The sequence below is a fragment of the Streptomyces sp. NPDC055140 genome, assembly GCF_053607285.1.
Genome location: NZ_JBSGTG010000003.1, coordinates 326,045 through 343,356 on the forward strand (window position 1 = coordinate 326,045; position 17,312 = coordinate 343,356).

A 17,312-nucleotide genomic window follows, 5' to 3' on the forward strand; every position below is an offset into this window, starting at 1 on the left:
AGGGTTACCGCGCCGTACTATCGGCGTATGGCTACGGAAGACGCGGTGCGCGAAGCACTGGCGACGGTGAACGACCCCGAGATCCAGCGACCCATCACTGAGCTGGGGATGGTCAAATCGGTGGAGATCGGCGCGGATGGCGCGGTCGCGGTCACCGTGTACCTCACCGTCTCCGGCTGCCCCATGCGAGAGACCATCACGAAGAACGTGACCGACGCGGTCGCGGCAGTCGAGGGCGTCACGCGCGTCGACGTCACGCTGGACGTGATGGGCGACGAGCAGCGCAAGGAGCTCGCCACGGCGCTGCGCGGCGGCACGGCCGAGCGTGAGGTGCCCTTCGCCAAGCCCGGCTCGCTGACCCGTGTGTACGCGGTGGCGTCCGGCAAGGGCGGCGTCGGCAAGTCCTCGGTGACGGTGAACCTCGCGGCCGCGATGGCCGCCGACGGCCTGAAGGTCGGCGTCGTGGACGCCGACATCTACGGCCACAGCGTGCCGCGCATGCTGGGCGCCGAGGGGCGTCCCACCCAGGTCGAGAACATGATCATGCCGCCGTCCGCGAACGGTGTGAAGGTCATCTCGATCGGCATGTTCACCCCGGGCAACGCGCCGGTCGTGTGGCGCGGCCCGATGCTGCACCGCGCGCTCCAGCAGTTCCTCGCCGACGTCTTCTGGGGCGACCTGGACGTCCTCCTCCTCGACCTGCCGCCGGGTACGGGCGACATCGCGATCTCCGTCGCGCAGCTCGTCCCGAACGCGGAGATCCTCGTCGTCACGACGCCCCAGCAGGCGGCGGCCGAGGTCGCCGAGCGCGCCGGCTCCATCGCCGTCCAGACCCACCAGAAGATCGTCGGCGTCGTCGAGAACATGGCGGGCCTGCCGTGCCCGCACTGCGGCGAGATGGTCGACGTGTTCGGCACGGGCGGCGGCGAGCGCGTCGCCGAGGGCCTGACGAGGACGACCGGGGCGAACGTGCCGGTGCTCGGCTCCATCCCGATCGACGTCCGGCTGCGCGAGGGCGGCGACGAGGGCAAGCCGGTGGTCCTCTCCGACCCCGAATCCCCCGCGGGCTCCGCCCTGCGCGCCATCGCCGGCAAGCTGGGCGGCCGCCAGCGCGGCCTGTCGGGCATGTCGCTGGGAATCACCCCGCGCAACAAGTTCTGACCTCAGGGAGTACGCCGATGGGGCACGGTCATCGCGACCGTGCCCCATCGGCGTACTCGGAACCTCTACGCCTCGTAGGCGCCGATGTCCTTGATCATCGAGAAGCCCAGGCCGTACGCGCTCATGCCGCGCCCGTACGCCCCCAGGTGCACGCCCTCCTGCGTCGACCCGGCGAGGACCCAGCCGAACTCCGACTCCCGGTAGTGGAACGGCACCGGGACGCCGTCCACCGGCAGGGACAGCATCGTCCAGTCCGCGCCCTCGAGGTCGTCCGCGAGGACCCACGCCGTCTCGGTCTGCTGGTCCAGCCAGTCGTCGCGCAGGGTGTGGTCCATCTGCCCCGGCCACGTGACGTTGAGCAGGCCGACCCCGGCGAGCCAGGCCGCCGAGGAGACCGAGGTCGCCTCCAGGACACCCGTGCCGTCGGCGCTGCGCCGGACGGGGCTGGCCGCCACGGTCACGACGACCACGAACCGCTCCTTGGCGTCCCTTCCTGCCGGTCCTTCGCTCCGCAGGGTGGGCTCGTCGCCGTGCCGGATGGAACCGTGCTCCACGGCGCCCTCCGCCGAGGTGCCGACCGGCATCAGCCACCGCGGTCCCGTGTACGCCTCGTCGAGGCCGTACCACGGGAAGGGCGCCAGCAGGTAGCCGTCGACCGTGCGCCGGGCCGTCAGGACCTCGGGGGTCCCTTCCGCCGCGGGCGCCTGCGCGCCTACCCGACTCGTCGTCTCCATGTACCCGGCCGCCTCCTCGCTCAGTCGGACCGCGGCGGCCCACCCCCCTCGGGCGTCCTCGCCACCGATCCGCGCAACAACAAGGCAGGATGCCACACCCGGGTACGCGACCCCGGGTTCCGGCAGGTGCACGGGGCGGGTCGCCGGCTGCGCAGCGAGTCGGGACGCCTCAGGTCGCGTCGGCGTCGTACGGCGGGTGGTCGTCCGCCGCCGGCTTCTCCGGCTTCTTCTGCATGTCGATCTTGGCAGGAGCAGAACCGGACGACGCGGCGGCGGCCCCGGAGCCGGACGACGCCTCGTCCGCGCTCTGCACGGCCTCCGTGACCTCGGCCATCTCCTTCTTCAGGTCGAAGCCGTTGCGGATCTCTTTCAGCCCGAGCTCGTCGTTGTCCAGATGCTTGCGGATGAACGTCTTCGGGTTGAGGTCCTCGAACTCGAAGTCCTTGAACTCCGGGCCCAGTTCCTCGCGGATGTCCCGCTTGGCGCTGTCCGAGAACTCGCGGATCTTACGGATCGTGCGCGTCACGTCCTGGATGACCTTCGGCAGCTTGTCCGGGCCGAAGACGAGCACCGCGAGGACGACGAGCGTCAGCAGCTCGAGTGGGCCTATGTCGTTGAACACCTTGCGCTCCTAGCGTGTCCTCAGGCCCGCAGCAGGTCTCCGTGGCAGGTCTTCCGGATTCCGGACCGGGTCCACGGTACCCGGCGTTGCTGTCCGTCCGGTAGCCACTGGGCTACGTCTGGGCTCAGCCGTCGCACAAGCGCTTGCCGCCGGCGCCTCACCGAGGTCCCGTCCCGGCCCTCTGGGGGGCGGGCCAGGGCCGCGGTGGGGCGCTTGTCGCGCGTCGTCGATTGCCCCGTCAGCTGCCGTCCGCCGAGCCGAGGACGAGGGCGACCTTGCGCTCCTTGCCGTCCCGTTCCACGGTCAGGGCCAGGCGGTCCTCGGGCCGGTGGGACCGGATCTTGACGATGAGTTCCTCGGCGGAGTGGATACGCGCCCCGTCCACCGCGGTGACGACGTCGCCGCCCTCGATCCCGGCCTTGGCCCCGGGGCCGCCCGGATTCACCGGCGAACCGCCGTTGTTGCCCTTCGTCGCGACACGGGCTCCGTCACCCGAGTAGTCCATGTCGAGCGTGACGCCGATCACAGGGTGGGTCGCGCGGCCCGTGTTGATCAGCTCCTCGGCGACACGCTTGCCCTGGTTGATGGGGATGGCGAAACCGAGGCCGATCGAGCCGGCCTGACCGCCCTCCAGGTCCGAGCCGCTGCCGGCGGAGCGGATGGCGCTGTTGATGCCGATGACGCGGCCCTGCGCATCGACCAGCGGACCGCCCGAGTTACCCGGGTTTATGGGCGCGTCGGTCTGCAGCGCGTCGACGTAGCTGATGTCGCTGCCGTCGCCCTTCTCGCCGCCGGCCGTGATGGGCCGCTCCTTGGCGCTGATGATCCCGGAGGTCACCGTGTTGGCCAGGTCGAAGGGCGCGCCTATGGCCACGACGGGGTCGCCGACCCGGACGTTCTCCGAGTTGCCGAGCGCGAGGGGCTTGAGCCCGCGTACGCCGGCGACCTTGACGACGGCGAGGTCGTAGCCGGAGTCATGGCCGATCACCTCGGCCTTGGCGGTCTCACCTCCGCTGAAGGTGACCGATATGTCGCCGCTGCTGCCGGCCGGTTCGACGACGTGGTTGTTGGTGAGAATGTGGCCCTGGGCGTCGAGGACGAAGCCTGTGCCGGTGCCCTGGGCGTCGGAACCGCTGACGTGGATCGTGACGACGCCCGGCAGGGCGCGGGCCGCGATACCGGCGATGCTGCCGGGGTCGCGCTTCACGGACTCGGTGTCGGCCTGCGGCAGTTCCACGTCGGCCGACGAGCCGTCGCGCTCCAGATACGTGCCGACGAGGCCACCGATCCCGCCCGCGACGAGCGCGACCACGGCGGTCCAGACGACGAGCAGCCGCCGCCCCCGCCTGGTCCCACGCCGCTGCCCGTCCGCGGGGGCGGGCGCGTTCCAGGGGTCGTACCGCTGCCAGGGCCCTCCGGGCGGGGGCGGGTTGATCCCGGGTCCGCCCGCCGCCGAACCGCCCGTGAGCGGCGGCGCCGCATGGTGGGCCTGCTGTTCGACGGGCACCGGTGCCTGATCCGCCGGGTGCGGGGCGTACGGGGCGGCGTGGGGTGTCGGTCCGCCGGCGTACGGCGGCGGGGTGCCGTGCGCCGGCGGCATGGGCGTGCCGTGGGCCGGGGACGGCATGGCCGTGCCCTGTGCGGGCGTGGCGGCGGCCGGGTGCTGGACCGGCGGCGCAGGCGCCCAGGGCCCGGGCTCACCGTAAGGCGGCGTGCCGTAGGGGTCCGGGGCATGCAGAGGACGCGGCCGCGTCTGCTGCACGGCACCCTGATCAACCGTTACGGCTTCACCGGGCGCCTTTGCAGACCCCTCGGCGACAGCGGAATCGGCCACCTGCGCGGGACCACCGGGAGCTTCAGCAGTCACCACATCGACAACGGCAGAGCTGTCACCGGAACCATCACCGGCAGACGCGCCCGCAACCGACGCCCCGTCAACCGCGCCCTCACCGTTCCCGGCGAGGGTCTCTGTGGCATCGGACACATCCCCTGAGCCCGACACCACAGGCGCGGGCGCCGGCTCGGCCAGCTCGAAGTCCCCGTCGTCGCGTGGAGCACTCCCGGTCGGCCGGGGACGGCTCCACCACTTCGCCTTCGTGGGCTTCCCCTCGTCCATGTTCCGCCGCTCTCCCCACACCTGGCCCGCGGCAACGACCCGCGGGCAGCCACACGGCGATCGCCCCAATCGGACCGCCCCTCGGCGCCGCACCCCGGGATCGCCCGGCGGGCGCGGCCGCTCACCATGGATTCAACCAGGTTCGCGGACCGGCGCGCAGAGGGCAGGGTCAGCGGGCGGAGGCCGTGGGCGTGCCGGAGGGCGACGCCGCGGGGGCCGCCGCGAGGCTTGACCCGGGGCTGGACTCCGGGCCCGGCCCGGGGCTTTCGAAAGCGGTGCCGACGCCGGACAGGGGCGCTGCGGGGACGGACGCGGCGGGACGTATCAGCGGAGACAGCGTCTGGATCCCCCTGAGGAGCGGGGCCGCGAGCGGGTAGACGGCGCTCTGCGCGCCCGGCTGCGTGGCCATGCCGGACAGCAAGGGGGCGCCCGATTCCGTGGCGGCGACCGGCGCGTTCAGCGCGCCGCCCGCCCGCTGTCCGAGCATCGGTGACAGGTTCCGGCGGCGCTGCGACTCGGCCGCCGTGGCGACGCCGCCGCTCTGGGTGCGCAGCGGTGTCGCATTGCTGCCCGAACCGCCGCCCCGGACGTCGCCCGTGTCGGCGGGAACGCCGGTGGAGACGCCGCCGAGCGCGATCGCGGCCAGCGACACCGCACCGGCGGCGGCGAACGCGAAGCGGCGCCCGCGGGAGGCCGCGCGGTCACTGTCACCGCGACCGACCTCATGGATGCGGAAGCCGCGCTCCGCGGCCGGGGCGCTGGCGAGCAGTGCGTTGTGGCGGCCGGTCGGGGCGTAGCCGAAGGGTTCGGGGTCTACTCCGAAGACTCCGTTCCCGAAGCCTCTGCCGCCGAGTCCTCCCCCGCCGAACGGGGTGCCGCCGCCGTGTGAGTCGTCACCTCCCCCGGGGAGCCCCTGGAGACGTGCCAGGAAACTCTCGGTGGGGGGCGGTGGTGCCGCCTCGGCGAAGACGCTCTTCAGCCGCCGCTGCGCGTCGGCCTCGGCCTTGCACTTCGGACAGGTGGCCAGATGGGCGAGCCCCCGCTCACGGGCGTCATGGCCCAGCTCACCGTCGACGAGGGCGGCGAGCCGGTCTCCCAGATGCTGCTCGGAGAGCTGCCGCTCGGCAGGGTCCGGACGTGATCCACTCACGCGGTCGCGCCCCCTCCTCCAAGCGCGGGAACGCCCGTGGTCGCGAGCGAGCGACGCTCGGCGCGGGCCTCCGGCGACCGGTGCTGCAGGGCCTTGCGCAGCTGCGAGCGACCGCGGTGGATCCGGCTGCGGACCGTGCCGAGCTTGACGCCCAGGGTCGCGGCGATCTCCTCGTACGAGAGGCCCTCGATGTCGCACAGGACGACGGCCGCACGGAACTCGGGCGCGAGGGTGTCCAGCGCCTGCTGGACGTCCGCGTCGAAGTGCGTGTCGTGGAACACCTGCTGCGGCGACGGCTCGCGGCTCGGCAGGCGCTCGGCCGCGTCGTCGCCGAGGGCGTCGAAGCGGATGCGCTGCTTGCGGCGCACCATGTCGAGGAAGAGGTTCGTGGTGATGCGGTGCAGCCAGCCCTCGAAGGTGCCGGGCGTGTACGTCGACAGCGAGCGGAAGACGCGGACGAAGACTTCCTGTGTGAGGTCCTCGGCGTCGTGCTGGTTACCCGTCAGGCGGTAGGCGAGGCGGTAGACCCGGCCGCTGTGCGTGCTGACGATCTCCTCCCAGGTCGGGGGAGTCCACGCCTGCGATTCCGCCTCAGCGGCAAAGGTCGCGGTCTGAGCGGAACGGGCGGCGTTGGAACGGTCAGCAGTGTTGGTCACGGATTTCGGCTCACCCGCCGACCTGAGAAAGCGCCGCAGCACTCCTCCCCGATCCACAGGCGCAGCCGCACCTCCCCTATCGGCTCTGGTGGTGTCCAGTGGAGCCCCTACCATAGCCACCTCGCCCGTTAGCTCCGGATAAGTGTTTTTACTGAGATTTGCCTGAGGGCGCCGGGCGCTTCGCCTGCGCTGATTGCTCCGTCGGTCCACCGGCCACCCCCGCGCTCTTTCCCACTCCGTTTTCCCCTGCCCCCTTAAACGCCCGGTCCCATCTGCGAGTTCCCGCCACCAACGGATACAGTCACGCGCAGGCAACCACGGGGACAGGAGAGGGCCATTACCGGCAACCGGCAGACGAGCTGGGCGTTCGCCGACGCCTTTGTCGCCGAGGACGACGCGCTGCGCTGGGCCCGGGACCGGGCCCGTGAGGCCGGCACCCGCCCGGTGTCGCCCGGCGCGGGCGCCGCGCTGCGGATGCTCGCTGCCACCGTGGGCGCCAAGGCGGTGGCCGAGATCGGCACGGGGACCGGGGTGTCCGGAATCCATCTGCTGCACGGCATGCGGCCCGACGGCGTCCTGACCACGGTGGATCCGGAGCCGGAGCGGCAGCAGTTCGCCCGGCAGGCGTTCCGCGCCGCAGGATTCGCGAGCAATCGGGCGCGTTTCATCCCCGGACGGGCCCTCGACGTGCTGCCCCGGCTCGCTGACAGCGGGTACGACCTCGTCTTCTGCGACGGCGACCGCACCGAGTGCCTCGACTACCTCGCTGAATCGTTGCGCCTGTTGCGACCTGGTGGGCTCGTCTGCTTCGAGGGCGTCTTCGCCGACGGCCGGACGGTCGATTCGGGCCCCCAGCCGGTGGAGGTCCTGCGGATGCGGGAGCTGCTGCGGGCGGTGCGCGAGACGCAGGATCTGGTGCCCTCGCTGCTCCCCGTCGGCGACGGGCTGCTCTGCGCCGTCAAGCGCTGACGCCGCGTCCCGAGCCCCGTAGAAAATGCTTCTGCACGCCATTTGACCTGCGGATACACGACTGCCCCGGCACCACTTGCGGTACCGGGGCAGTCGACAGGTATGGGCGCTTCCGCGTCAGCCGACGACCTTCTTGAGGGCATCGCCGAGTGCATCGGCCTCGTCCGGAGTCAGCTCGACGACAAGCCGACCGCCGCCTTCGAGCGGAACGCGCATGACGATGCCCCGCCCCTCCTTGGTCACCTCGAGCGGGCCGTCGCCCGTCCGCGGCTTCATGGCCGCCATGCTCGTTCCCCTTCCTGAAACCAGCTCATCGCAGCCGACAACCCAGGTGTCACCGGCATCGAACACATTGCTTCCTGGCCATTATCCCGCATCGCGGGACCCGATGACCAACTTCGGTCCGCATCGCTTGCACAACGCGCTTGAGCAAAACCACTCAATTCGGCGATGTGGCTGCGATACTGCGCCTCCTTCACGGCTCCCCCAAGACGAATTTCTTTGACACAGGTCACATGCACGGGCTCCGCCGCGGACCGTGATCTCCGTCATGCTGAGCACTGACGACGACCGAACCGCATCAGTTGGAGGGGATCCATGGCCGACAGCGTTCTCTACGAGGTGAGCGACGGGCTCGCGACCATCACGCTCAACCGCCCCGAGGCGATGAACGCGATGAACACCGAGTCCAAGGTCGCCTTCCGGGACGCGGCGCAGGCGGCCGCGGCGGACGGTGCGGTACGGGCCGTGCTGCTCACCGCCGCGGGTGACCGGGCGTTCTGTGTGGGCCAGGACCTGAAGGAGCACGTGGGCTCCCTGATGGCCGACCGCGAGGCGGGCACGGGCCGGACCATGAACACCGTGCGCGAGCACTACAACCCGATCCTGCGGGCCCTGACGCAGATGCCCAAGCCCGTCGTGGCCGCGGTCAACGGTGTGGCCGCCGGGGCCGGTTTCGGCTTCGCGCTCGCCGCCGACTACCGGATCGTCTCGGACACGGCGGCCTTCAACACGTCCTTCGCGGGCGTCGCCCTGACCGCGGACTCGGGTGTGTCCTGGACGCTGCCGCGCGTCGTGGGCCCCGGGCGCGCCGCCGACCTGCTGCTGTTCCCGCGCTCGGTGAAGGCGCAGGAGGCGTACGAGCTCGGGATCGCGAACCGGGTCGTGCCCGCGGCCGAACTGGCCGGGGAGGCACGGAAGCTGGCGCGTTCGCTGGCCGAGGGTCCGACGCTGGCGTACGCGGCGCTGAAGGAGTCCCTCGCCTTCGCGGCGGGTCACACGCTGGACGACTCCCTCGACAAGGAGGACGAACTCCAGTCGAGGGCAGGCGCGTCGGAGGACCACGCCATCGCGGTCCAGGCGTTCATCGCCAAGGAGAAGCCCAAGTACCTGGGCCGGTAGGGCGCGTGCGCGGCCCGGAGTGTGCCTGAGGCCCGTCCTCAGCGCTTGCGGGCCACGCAGTCCACCAGGTGGTCGTTGACCAGGCCGCAGGCCTGCATCAGCGCGTACGCCGTCGTCGGGCCGACGAAGCGCAGGCCGCGCTTCTTGAGCGCCTTGGACAGGGCCGTCGACTCGTCCGTGATCGCGGGTACGTCGCCGATGACGCGCGGCGCCGGGCGGGCGGCCGGGTCCGGTGCGTGCGACCAGATGAGGGTGTCGAGCTCGCCCTCGGGCCAGTCGGCGAGCACGCGCGCGTTGCCCAGCGTCGCGTCGATCTTGGCGCGGTTGCGGATGATGCCCTCGTCGGCGAGGAGCCGCTCGCGGTCGGTGTCCGTGAACGCGGCCACGTCGGAGATCTTGAACCCGGCGAACGCGGCGCGGAAGCCCTCGCGGCGGCGCAGGATCGTGATCCAGGACAGGCCGGACTGGAACGCCTCCAGGGAGACCCGCTCGAACAGCGCGTCGTCGCCGTGGACGGGGCGGCCCCACTCCTCGTCGTGATACGTCACGTAGTCCTCGGTGGACAGGCCCCACGGGCAGCGCAGCGCCCCGTCCGGGCCCGGTACAGCCCCGCCGGCGCTCTCGTCGCTCACTGGTGGTCCTCTCCGGGGTGCCGGCCGAAACCGGGTCCCTGGGGTCGCATCTGGGCACGCGCCCCCGACAGGGCGGTCTCGAGGTCGGCGATGCGCTGGTCCCGCTCGGCGAGCTCGGCGCCGAGCCGCCCGAGGGCGTCGTCCACCTCCGCCATGCGGTAGCCGCGCAGCGCGACGGGCAGGCGCAGGGCCTCCACGTCGGCCCGGCCGACCGGCCGGTCGTAGGGCAGCGGGTCGGCGAACTGCTCGGGCGGCGCCTCCGGGAGCGCCCCGCTCTCGCCGCCGCCGAGCACGGCGAGCGTCACCGCGCCGACGACCACGACGAGCGCGACGACCAGAAACAAGAACATGACCATCTTCGCTGTCCCCTGGCTCGAAGCCCGGATCCGGTCCCGATCCCGGTCCGGAAACTGTCAGGGTCCGATCGTGCCATGAGGGTGTGACAGTTAAGGTCACAGGCGACCGGTCGACAGGTTTCACAGCAGCCACAAGGAGAGTCACAGGGGATGCTCAGGCTTGGCCCGCGCGAGTTCGGCGCACACGAGCCGGTGATCATGGCGATCGTGAACCGGACCCCTGACTCCTTCTACGACCAGGGCTCGACGTTCCACGACGAGCCCGCGCTCACCCGGGTCGAACAGGCCGTGGCGGAGGGCGCCGCGATCATCGACATCGGCGGGGTCAAGGCGGGCCCCGGCGACGAGGTGAGCGCGCAGGAGGAGGCGCGCCGCACGGTCGGCTTCGTGGCCGAGGTGCGCCGCCGCTTCCCGGACGTCGTCATCAGCGTCGACACCTGGCGGCACGACGTGGGCGAGGCGGTCTGCGAGGCCGGCGCCGACGTCCTGAACGACGCGTGGGGCGGCGTCGACCCCAAGCTGGCGGAGGTCGCTGCGCGTTACGGGAAGGGCCTGGTCTGCACGCACGCGGGCGGCGCCGAGCCGCGCACGCGCCCGCACCGGGTCACGTACGACGACGTGATGGCGGACATCCTCGACGTGACGGTGGGGCTCGCCGAGCGGGCCGTGGCGCTGGGGGTGCCGCGTGAGTCGGTGCTCATCGACCCGGGGCACGACTTCGGCAAGAACACCCGGCACAGCCTGGAGGCGACGCGCAGGCTGGGCGAGATGGTGGAGACGGGCTGGCCGGTTCTGGTGTCCCTGTCGAACAAGGACTTCGTCGGCGAGACGCTCGACAGGCCGGTCAAGGAGCGCGTGATCGGGACCCTTGCGACGACGGCGGTGTCGGCGTGGCTGGGCGCGCAGGTGTACCGGGTCCACGAGGTGGCCGAGACCAGGCAGGTGCTCGACATGGTGGCCACCATCGCCGGCCACCGGCCCCCGGCGGTCGCCCGCCGGGGGCTCGCGTAGGCGCCTGTCCTCAGGGCCTTACTTGCCGACTTCCTTGGTCACGAGGGAGATCGCCTCTTCCACGTCGTCCGTGACGTGGAAGAGGAGCAGGTCGGCCTCGGAGGCCTTGCCCTGGGCGATGACGGTGTTCTTCAGCCAGTCGACCAGGCCGCTCCAGTACTGCGTACCGAAGAGGACGATCGGGAAGCGCGTGACCTTCGTGGTCTGGACGAGGGTGAGCGCCTCGAACAGCTCGTCCAGGGTGCCGAGGCCGCCCGGCAGGACCACGAAGCCCTGCGCGTACTTCACGAACATCGTCTTGCGGACGAAGAAGTAGCGGAAGTTCAGGCCGAGGTCGACGTACTGGTTGAGGCCCTGCTCGAAGGGCAGCTCGATGCCCAGGCCCACGGAGATGCCCTTGGCCTCGACGGCGCCCTGGTTGGCGGCCTGCATCGCGCCGGGCCCGCCGCCCGTGATGACCGCGAACCCGGCCTCGACGAGCGCCTTGCCGATGGCGACTCCGGCCGCGTACTCCGGCGAGTCCGTCTGCGTACGAGCCGAGCCGAACACGCTGATGGCGGGCGGGAGTTCGGCGAGCGTGCCGAAACCCTCGATGAACTCCGACTGGATACGCAGGACCCGCCAGGGGTCGGTGTGCACCCACTCGGAGGGACCTTCGGAGTCGAGGAGTCGCTGGTCGGTGGTGCCCTCCTGGACCTGGTCGCGGCGACGGATCACCGGGCCGAGCCGCTGCTCCTTGGGGCGCTTCCTGCCCTCGGGGTTGCTCATTCGCTGCTCCCTCCACTGCGTACGTGCAGCAAGGGTAGGTCTACGCGGGTTACGTGCGGGGGACCTCGGAGTGTCAGGCCGTGAGCCAGGAGCGCAGGCGTTCCTCGACGGCGAGGATCTTGCGGGTGTCCACGTGCTCGTCCCTCTTGTGCGCGAAGATCGGGTCGCCGGGGCCGTAGTTCACGGCGGGGACGCCGAGCGCGCTGAACCGGGAGACATCCGTCCAGCCGAACTTGGGGCGGGCCTTGCCGCCGACGGCCGCCATGAAGGCGGCGGCGGCCGGGTGGTCGAGGCCGGGGCGCGCGCCGCCGGTGTGGTCGTCGACCACGTAGTCGTCGATGTCGCAGCCGGCGAAGAAGTCCCGGACGAAGGCCTCGGCCTCCTCGGCGCTGCGGTCGGGCGCGTAGCGGAAGTTGACGGTGACGGAGCAGGCGTCGGGGATGACGTTGGTGGCGACGCCGCCCTCGATGCGCACGGCGTTGAGGCCCTCGTGGAACTGGAGTCCGTCGACGACGGGCTTGCGGGGCTCGTACGCGGCGAGGCGTTCGAGAATGGGGGCGGCCTTGTGGACGGCGTTGGAGCCCATCCACGCGCGCGCGGAGTGCGCCCGCTCGCCCTTGGTCGTCAGGATGACACGCAGGGTGCCCTGGCAGCCTCCCTCGACCTCGCCGTCGGTGCCCTCCAGGAGGATCGCGAAGTCGCCCTCCAGCCAGTCGGGGTGGGCCTCGGCCACATGTCCCAGACCGTTGAGGTGTGCGGCGACCTCTTCGTTGTCGTAGAAGACGAACGTGAGGTCGCGGTTGGGCTCGGTGACGGTCTGCGCGATGCGCAGCTGGACCGCGACGCCCGACTTCATGTCGCTGGTGCCGCAGCCCCACAGGACGCCGTCCTCGTCGAGGCGCGAGGGGACGTTGTCCGCGATCGGGACCGTGTCGATGTGCCCGGCGAGGATGACCCGCTCGGCGCGCCCCAGGTTCGTCCGCGCGACGATGTTGTTGCCGTACCGGTCGACCGTGAGGTGCGGCAGGGCGCGCAGGGCCGTCTCGATGGCGTCGGCGAGGGGCTTCTCCTGCCCGCTCGGCGACGCGAAGTCGACCAGCTGGGCGGTGAGCAGCGCGGCGTCCCGCGTGAGGTCAAGGGCGGTGAGGTCCATGATGTCGACCCTAATGCCCGGCGGCCGCGGGCCCTGTCGGTGGCCTCCAGTACCTTTGACGCGTGCCTGAGCCCCCCACCCTCGTCCGGCGCGGCCGTCTCCTCCGTATCGGGGCGGCCGTCGTGGTGCTGCTCGCTGTCGCCGCGTATCTGGTGGTCCAGTACGTCTCGGGCGGCAGACCGGCCCCGCGCTGCACGGTCGTGTCGGGGAACGGCGACGGCGCGTCCTACGAGTTCACCTCGGAGCAGGCGGTGAACGCGGCGGCGATCTCGGCCGTCGGCACCTCGCGCGGCATGCCCGAGCGCGCCGTCACGATCGCCCTCGCGACCGCGCTCCAGGAGTCGGGCCTGCGGAACATCCACCACGGCGACCGCGACTCGCTGGGCCTGTTCCAGCAGCGCCCGTCGGAGGGCTGGGGCACGCAGGCGCAGATCATGGACCCGGTGTACGCGGCGGGGCGGTTCTACGAGCATCTGGACAAGATCCCGGGCTATTCGCGGCTGCCCCTGACGGTCGCCGCACAGCGGGTGCAGCGCAGCGGCTATCCGCAGGCGTACGCGAAGCACGAGCCGGACGCCACGCTGCTCGCCGCGGCGCTGACCGGCCGGGCGGGTGCGTCGCTGACCTGCGAGGGCCGGCCGAGCGGCACGGAGGTCAGGAAGCCGGGCGATCCGGCGAAGGTGCGGGCGGCGCTGGTGCGTGACTTCGGGCGCGCGGTGTCGCCGGCGGCCGGCGCGGGCGGGCACGACGTGACCGTCCCGGTGCCGGCCACGGTGGACTCGGCCGAGGGCGGGGAGCGGCAGCGCGGCTGGGAGCTGGCGCACTGGGCGGTGGCCAACTCCTCGGCGCTGCACATCGAGCGGGTGTCCTACGCGGGCCGCGACTGGACCGCGGGCGACGCCGGCGGCAAGTGGAGCCGGGCGGCGGCGCAGGCCGCGGCGGGGGCCGAGAAGGGCCTCGGAGAGGTCCGGATCGTCACCGCGCAGTAGTGCGGTTGATAGCTCGATCGGGCGATGTACGTCATCCGGGGGGCGACGTCCCGCACGGTTCTTCGCAGGACTCGTGGGCATATGCGAAATTCCCTTGCGGGCAAAGGGGCGTAGACGTTTTACGACCTCGCGGAGCGCGTGGCGTTTGCCCGCTTTTCGCCGCAGATGATAATGCGACACATTGCCAACTCTTTACGTTGCGGGGGCGAAACCTTCGCGACCTTCGAGCGGTAGTCACTGCGTCCGAGCGCCGGGCACCCGGCGCCTGACACCACCGTTCTCTCCCGTCTAAGGAGCATCAATGTCCCTCCCCCTGACCCGCCGGATCGCCCGTGCCGCGCTGCTGATCGCAGCGGGAGCGGCTCCCGTGGTCGGAGCGGCCGGATCCGCGAGCGCCGTAGACCTCCCGGCCACCCCGAACATGGGCGGCCTCACCGCGCTCGACGGCGCGAACGTCGGCAACACCGTCGACGGCGCCGCCAAGAACGTCAGCGGCCTCGCCGGTGACACGGGCAGCAAGGCCGTGAAGAAGGCCGTGCCGACCGTCGGCAAGGCCGTGGGCCGGAGCGCCAGGACGGCCACCCCCGCCGCCCAGAAGGCGGCCGGCGACGTCGCGGGCAGCGCCGGTGACGTGGTCGGCCAGACCGCGGGCGCGGCCACCGGCGGCGGCCTCCCGACCGACAAGCTCGGCAGCGGTCTGCCCACCGGCGCGCTCCCCGCCACGGGCAAGCTGCCGACAAAGGGCCTGCCGCTCGGCTGAGCATCCGGCACACAGTGAGAGTGAAAGGGGGCGGGGAGCCTGTGACGACAGGCTCCCCGCCCCCTTTGCTGTGCTGTGAGCCGCGTGAGCTGTAACTCAGGCGCCCCGGCCCAGGCGTCCTGGCTCAGGCCCCCTGGCTCAGGCGCTCGACCGCCGCGGCCACGCGCTCGTCGCTCGCCGTCAGCGCCACGCGGACGAACCGGTCGCCCGCGGGACCGTAGAAGTCGCCGGGCGCGACCAGGATCCCCAGCTCCGCCAGATGCGCCACGGTGTCCCAGCAGGACTCGTCGCGCGTGGCCCACAGGTAGAGGCTCGCCTCGCTGTGCTCGATGCGGAAGCCGTGCTCGACCAGGGCGTCGCGCAGGGCCGCACGGCGGGCCGCGTAGCGCCCACGCTGCTCCTGCACGTGCTCGTCGTCGCCGAGCGCCGCGACGACGGCCGCCTGCGTCGGGGCCGACGTCATCATGCCGCCGTGCTTGCGGATCTGGAGCAGGTCGCCGAGGACGGCGGCGTCACCGGCCAGGAAGGCGGCCCGGTAGCCGGCGAGGTTCGACCGCTTCGAGAGCGAGTGGACCGACACGATCCCCTCGTACGAGCCGCCGCAGACGTCCGGGTGCAGGACCGAGACCGGGTCCGCCTCCCAGCCGAGCTCGATGTAGCACTCGTCGGAGAAGACGAGGATGCCGTGCTCGCGTGCCCAGGCGACGATCCGGGTCAGCTCGTCCTTGGACAGGACGCGGCCGGTCGGGTTCGAGGGCGAGTTGAGCCACAGGAGCTTGATCCCCGTCGGGTCGAGCTCTGTGCCCGCGGCGTCAGCCGCAAATGTCTCGATGTCGTACGCGACGTGGTCCGCGCGGGCGAGGCGGGCGCCGACCTCGTACGTCGGGTAGGCCAGGCGCGGGTAGGCGACCTTGTCTCCGGGGCCGAGGCCCAGCTGCGTCGGGAGCCAGGCCACGAGCTCCTTGGAGCCGACGATCGGCAGGACGTTGTGGTGGGTGAAGCCGCGCGCGCCGAGGCGCCGCTCGCTCCAGCCCACGAGTGCGTCCCGCAACTCGGGCGTGCCCCACACCGTGGGATAGCCCGGCGAGTCCGCGGCCGCGATCAGCGCTTTCTGGATCAGCTCGGGCACCGGGTCGACCGGCGTGCCGACGGAGAGGTCGACGATCCCGCCCTCATGGGCGGCGGCCGTCTTCTTGTACGGCTCGAGCTTGTCCCAGGGGAACGTGGGAAGGCGGTCGGAGACTGCGGACACCTGGCTCACTTCTTTCGTACGTGCATCTCGCTTGGGCAAACGCCTCGGTCCCGTACGGCGGGCGTGCCGTACGGGACCGGGGCGGCGCGATATGCGGCCCGCTTACTGGTTCTGCGGCGGAAGCGCGGCGATGAAGGCGTGGTCGCGCTCGATCAGGCCGAGCTTGCTGGCGCCGCCGGGCGAACCGAGCTCGTCGAAGAACTCGACGTTCGCCTTGTAGTAGTCCTTCCACTCTTCAGGAGTGTCGTCCTCGTAGAAGATCGCCTCGACCGGGCAGACCGGCTCACAGGCTCCACAGTCGACGCATTCGTCCGGGTGGATGTACAAGGACCGGGAGCCCTCGTAGATGCAGTCGACCGGGCACTCCTCGATGCACGCCTTGTCCTTCACGTCGACACAAGGCTGCGCGATGACGTAGGTCACGCTGTCGTTCCTCCTCGATAGGGCGCGGCGGGCCGATCTGCGGCTCCGTCCGCGTGGCGCGCGGGAGCGCGGCGTCGTCGATGCCCGCACCTAGTATCTCCGTTCCTGGGCATGATCCGAACAGGAGGGGTGGACCGAGCTGTGGAATTCACTGCGGGCGGACGGCTCGAGGTTCGCTTGACGGCCTCTGACGTGGGAAAACGCGTGTCTGTGCGCCGGCTGACCGAGGGCGGCTCGCCGGGTGCGAAGTTCACCGACACGGTCGGAGTTCTCACATCGTGGAACGACGGTGTGCTGCTCATCACAACGCGGGGCGGCGAACAGGTCCGTATTCCGGAATCGTCGCTGGTCGCGGGGAAGGTCGTGCCGGCCGCGCCCGCCCGGCGCCGCGGGCCCGCCACGTCGTACGAGGAGCTGGCGCGGGTGGCCGCGCGCGCGTGGCAGCCGGTGGAGAGCGAGCGGCTCGGCGGCTGGGAGCTGCGGGCTGCCTCCGGGTTCACCCGACGGGCCAACTCGGTACTGCCACTGGGTGATCCGGGGCTCCCCCTCGACGAGGCGCTCACGCGCGTCCGCGCCTGGTACGAGCTGCGCGGGCTGCCCGCGTACATCCAGACCGCGACTGGCGCCGAGGGCACGCAGGAGCTGCTGTGCGCGGAGCTGGAGGCGCGGGGGTGGGTGCGTGAGGTCACCGCGGAGATGTGGATCGCGGGACTCGCGCCGGTCGCGGACGGCGTGGACCCCGGCGACGGGATCGAGCTGACGCGGGAGCCGGGCGAGGCGTGGCTCGGCCGGTATCAGCGCAAGGGCGCCCGCGAGGTGGCCCTGAAGGTGCTGAGCTCCGGGCCTTCCGTGTGGTTCGCGACCATGCCGGGCGAGGGCGGGGAGCCCGAAGCGATCGGGCGGTGCGTCGTGGACGGGCGGTGGGCCGGCTTCGCGGCGGTCGAGGTGGCTCCGTCACGGCGGCGCCAGGGTTTGGCGTCTGCCGTGATGACGGCGCTCTCGCGGCGCGCACTGGAGGAGGGCGCGTCGGCGGCCTGGCTCCAGGTGGAGGCGGACAATGAGGGGGCTCGGGCGCTGTACGGGCGGCTGGGTTTCGCCCCGCACCACGCGTACCACCACTACCGCGCACCGGCCCCGGCCCCGGCCGGACACTGAGCGA

At 71.7% G+C, this 17,312-nt stretch carries 19 protein-coding genes; 7 read left to right on the forward strand and 12 right to left on the reverse strand.

Going from position 1 to position 17,312, the window contains the following annotated elements; all coding sequences use genetic code 11:
- Window positions 1-27 precede the first annotated feature (27 nt).
- Complete coding sequence (locus ACWFR4_RS09155; RefSeq protein WP_453466613.1) at window positions 28-1,161, forward strand: Mrp/NBP35 family ATP-binding protein; 1,134 nt, start codon at window positions 28-30, stop codon at window positions 1,159-1,161.
- A gap of 65 nt (window positions 1,162-1,226) precedes the next feature.
- Here the strand turns inward: ACWFR4_RS09155 and ACWFR4_RS09160 are convergent, their stop codons facing one another.
- The 5 genes from ACWFR4_RS09160 to sigE form a co-directional block, all read right to left on the reverse strand.
- Window positions 1,227-1,895, reverse strand: coding sequence for a hypothetical protein (locus tag ACWFR4_RS09160; RefSeq protein ID WP_453651694.1), 669 nt, complete (start codon window positions 1,893-1,895; stop codon window positions 1,227-1,229).
- Between the two features lie 169 nt (window positions 1,896-2,064).
- The gene (locus ACWFR4_RS09165) at window positions 2,065-2,517 is read right to left on the reverse strand and encodes a sec-independent translocase (RefSeq protein WP_376540815.1); all 453 of its coding nucleotides are present in this window, start codon (window positions 2,515-2,517) and stop codon (window positions 2,065-2,067) included.
- A 238-nt stretch (window positions 2,518-2,755) separates the two neighbouring features.
- Entirely contained in the window at window positions 2,756-4,633 is a 1,878-nt protein-coding gene (locus ACWFR4_RS09170) for a trypsin-like peptidase domain-containing protein (protein WP_453651696.1), read from the reverse strand.
- Window positions 4,634-4,802: 169 nt separating this feature from the next.
- Window positions 4,803-5,783, reverse strand: a complete 981-nt coding sequence (locus ACWFR4_RS09175) for a zf-HC2 domain-containing protein (RefSeq protein ID WP_453651698.1) — start codon at window positions 5,781-5,783, stop codon at window positions 4,803-4,805.
- Window positions 5,780-6,553 carry an RNA polymerase sigma factor SigE gene (sigE, locus tag ACWFR4_RS09180; RefSeq protein WP_453651864.1) on the reverse strand — a complete coding sequence of 258 codons (774 nt, stop codon included), beginning with the start codon at window positions 6,551-6,553 and terminating at the stop codon, window positions 5,780-5,782. The genes ACWFR4_RS09175 and sigE overlap by 4 nt, the downstream gene beginning before the upstream one ends.
- 156 nt (window positions 6,554-6,709) lie before the next feature.
- Here sigE and ACWFR4_RS09185 point away from each other — a divergent pair, with 156 nt between their 5' ends.
- Window positions 6,710-7,408 (forward strand): O-methyltransferase, encoded by a 699-nt coding sequence (locus tag ACWFR4_RS09185; RefSeq protein WP_453468319.1) that lies wholly within the window; start codon window positions 6,710-6,712, stop codon window positions 7,406-7,408.
- Window positions 7,409-7,525: 117 nt separating this feature from the next.
- Here ACWFR4_RS09185 and ACWFR4_RS09190 read toward each other — a convergent pair whose 3' ends face one another.
- Window positions 7,526-7,693 carry a DUF3117 domain-containing protein gene (locus ACWFR4_RS09190; protein WP_003966491.1) on the reverse strand — a complete coding sequence of 56 codons (168 nt, stop codon included), beginning with the start codon at window positions 7,691-7,693 and terminating at the stop codon, window positions 7,526-7,528.
- Between the two features lie 312 nt (window positions 7,694-8,005).
- On the opposite strand from ACWFR4_RS09190, the gene chcB reads away from it, so the two are divergent.
- Entirely contained in the window at window positions 8,006-8,809 is an 804-nt protein-coding gene (gene chcB / locus ACWFR4_RS09195; RefSeq protein WP_453468311.1) for a 2-cyclohexenylcarbonyl CoA isomerase, read from the forward strand.
- 38 nt (window positions 8,810-8,847) lie between these two features.
- Here the strand turns inward: chcB and ACWFR4_RS09200 are convergent, their stop codons facing one another.
- Together ACWFR4_RS09200 and ACWFR4_RS09205 are read right to left on the reverse strand one after the other, a co-directional pair.
- The gene (locus ACWFR4_RS09200) at window positions 8,848-9,441 is read right to left on the reverse strand and encodes a DNA-3-methyladenine glycosylase I (protein ID WP_453651700.1); all 594 of its coding nucleotides are present in this window, start codon (window positions 9,439-9,441) and stop codon (window positions 8,848-8,850) included.
- Window positions 9,438-9,797 (reverse strand): DivIVA domain-containing protein, encoded by a 360-nt coding sequence (locus ACWFR4_RS09205; protein ID WP_453468314.1) that lies wholly within the window; start codon window positions 9,795-9,797, stop codon window positions 9,438-9,440. The genes ACWFR4_RS09200 and ACWFR4_RS09205 overlap by 4 nt, the downstream gene beginning before the upstream one ends.
- Before the next feature lie 150 nt (window positions 9,798-9,947).
- Here ACWFR4_RS09205 and folP point away from each other — a divergent pair, with 150 nt between their 5' ends.
- Entirely contained in the window at window positions 9,948-10,808 is an 861-nt protein-coding gene (gene folP, locus ACWFR4_RS09210; protein WP_405478700.1) for a dihydropteroate synthase, read from the forward strand.
- Window positions 10,809-10,826: 18 nt separating this feature from the next.
- On the opposite strand, the gene ACWFR4_RS09215 is transcribed toward folP, so the two are convergent.
- Both ACWFR4_RS09215 and dapE read right to left on the reverse strand, forming a co-directional pair.
- The gene (locus ACWFR4_RS09215; protein WP_453468315.1) at window positions 10,827-11,576 is read right to left on the reverse strand and encodes an LOG family protein; all 750 of its coding nucleotides are present in this window, start codon (window positions 11,574-11,576) and stop codon (window positions 10,827-10,829) included.
- Window positions 11,577-11,649: 73 nt separating this feature from the next.
- On the reverse strand, window positions 11,650-12,729 hold the full coding sequence (gene dapE / locus ACWFR4_RS09220; protein ID WP_453468316.1) for a succinyl-diaminopimelate desuccinylase: 1,080 nt from the start codon (window positions 12,727-12,729) through the stop codon (window positions 11,650-11,652).
- A 62-nt stretch (window positions 12,730-12,791) separates the two neighbouring features.
- Between dapE and ACWFR4_RS09225 the strand changes: the two genes are divergently transcribed.
- Both ACWFR4_RS09225 and ACWFR4_RS09230 read left to right on the forward strand, forming a co-directional pair.
- Window positions 12,792-13,718 carry a heavy metal transporter gene (locus ACWFR4_RS09225; protein ID WP_453651702.1) on the forward strand — a complete coding sequence of 309 codons (927 nt, stop codon included), beginning with the start codon at window positions 12,792-12,794 and terminating at the stop codon, window positions 13,716-13,718.
- A gap of 301 nt (window positions 13,719-14,019) precedes the next feature.
- Complete coding sequence (locus ACWFR4_RS09230; RefSeq protein ID WP_453651704.1) at window positions 14,020-14,478, forward strand: ATP-binding protein; 459 nt, start codon at window positions 14,020-14,022, stop codon at window positions 14,476-14,478.
- 124 nt (window positions 14,479-14,602) lie between these two features.
- Here the strand turns inward: ACWFR4_RS09230 and ACWFR4_RS09235 are convergent, their stop codons facing one another.
- A complete protein-coding gene (locus tag ACWFR4_RS09235; RefSeq protein WP_453651706.1) occupies window positions 14,603-15,730 on the reverse strand; it encodes a bifunctional succinyldiaminopimelate transaminase/glutamate-prephenate aminotransferase in 1,128 nt (375 codons plus the stop codon).
- 102 nt (window positions 15,731-15,832) lie between these two features.
- Complete coding sequence (gene fdxA, locus ACWFR4_RS09240) at window positions 15,833-16,153, reverse strand: ferredoxin (RefSeq protein WP_030573070.1); 321 nt, start codon at window positions 16,151-16,153, stop codon at window positions 15,833-15,835.
- Between the two features lie 141 nt (window positions 16,154-16,294).
- Between fdxA and ACWFR4_RS09245 the strand changes: the two genes are divergently transcribed.
- On the forward strand, window positions 16,295-17,308 hold the full coding sequence (locus ACWFR4_RS09245) for a GNAT family N-acetyltransferase (RefSeq protein WP_453651708.1): 1,014 nt from the start codon (window positions 16,295-16,297) through the stop codon (window positions 17,306-17,308).
- Window positions 17,309-17,312: the final 4 nt, after the last annotated feature.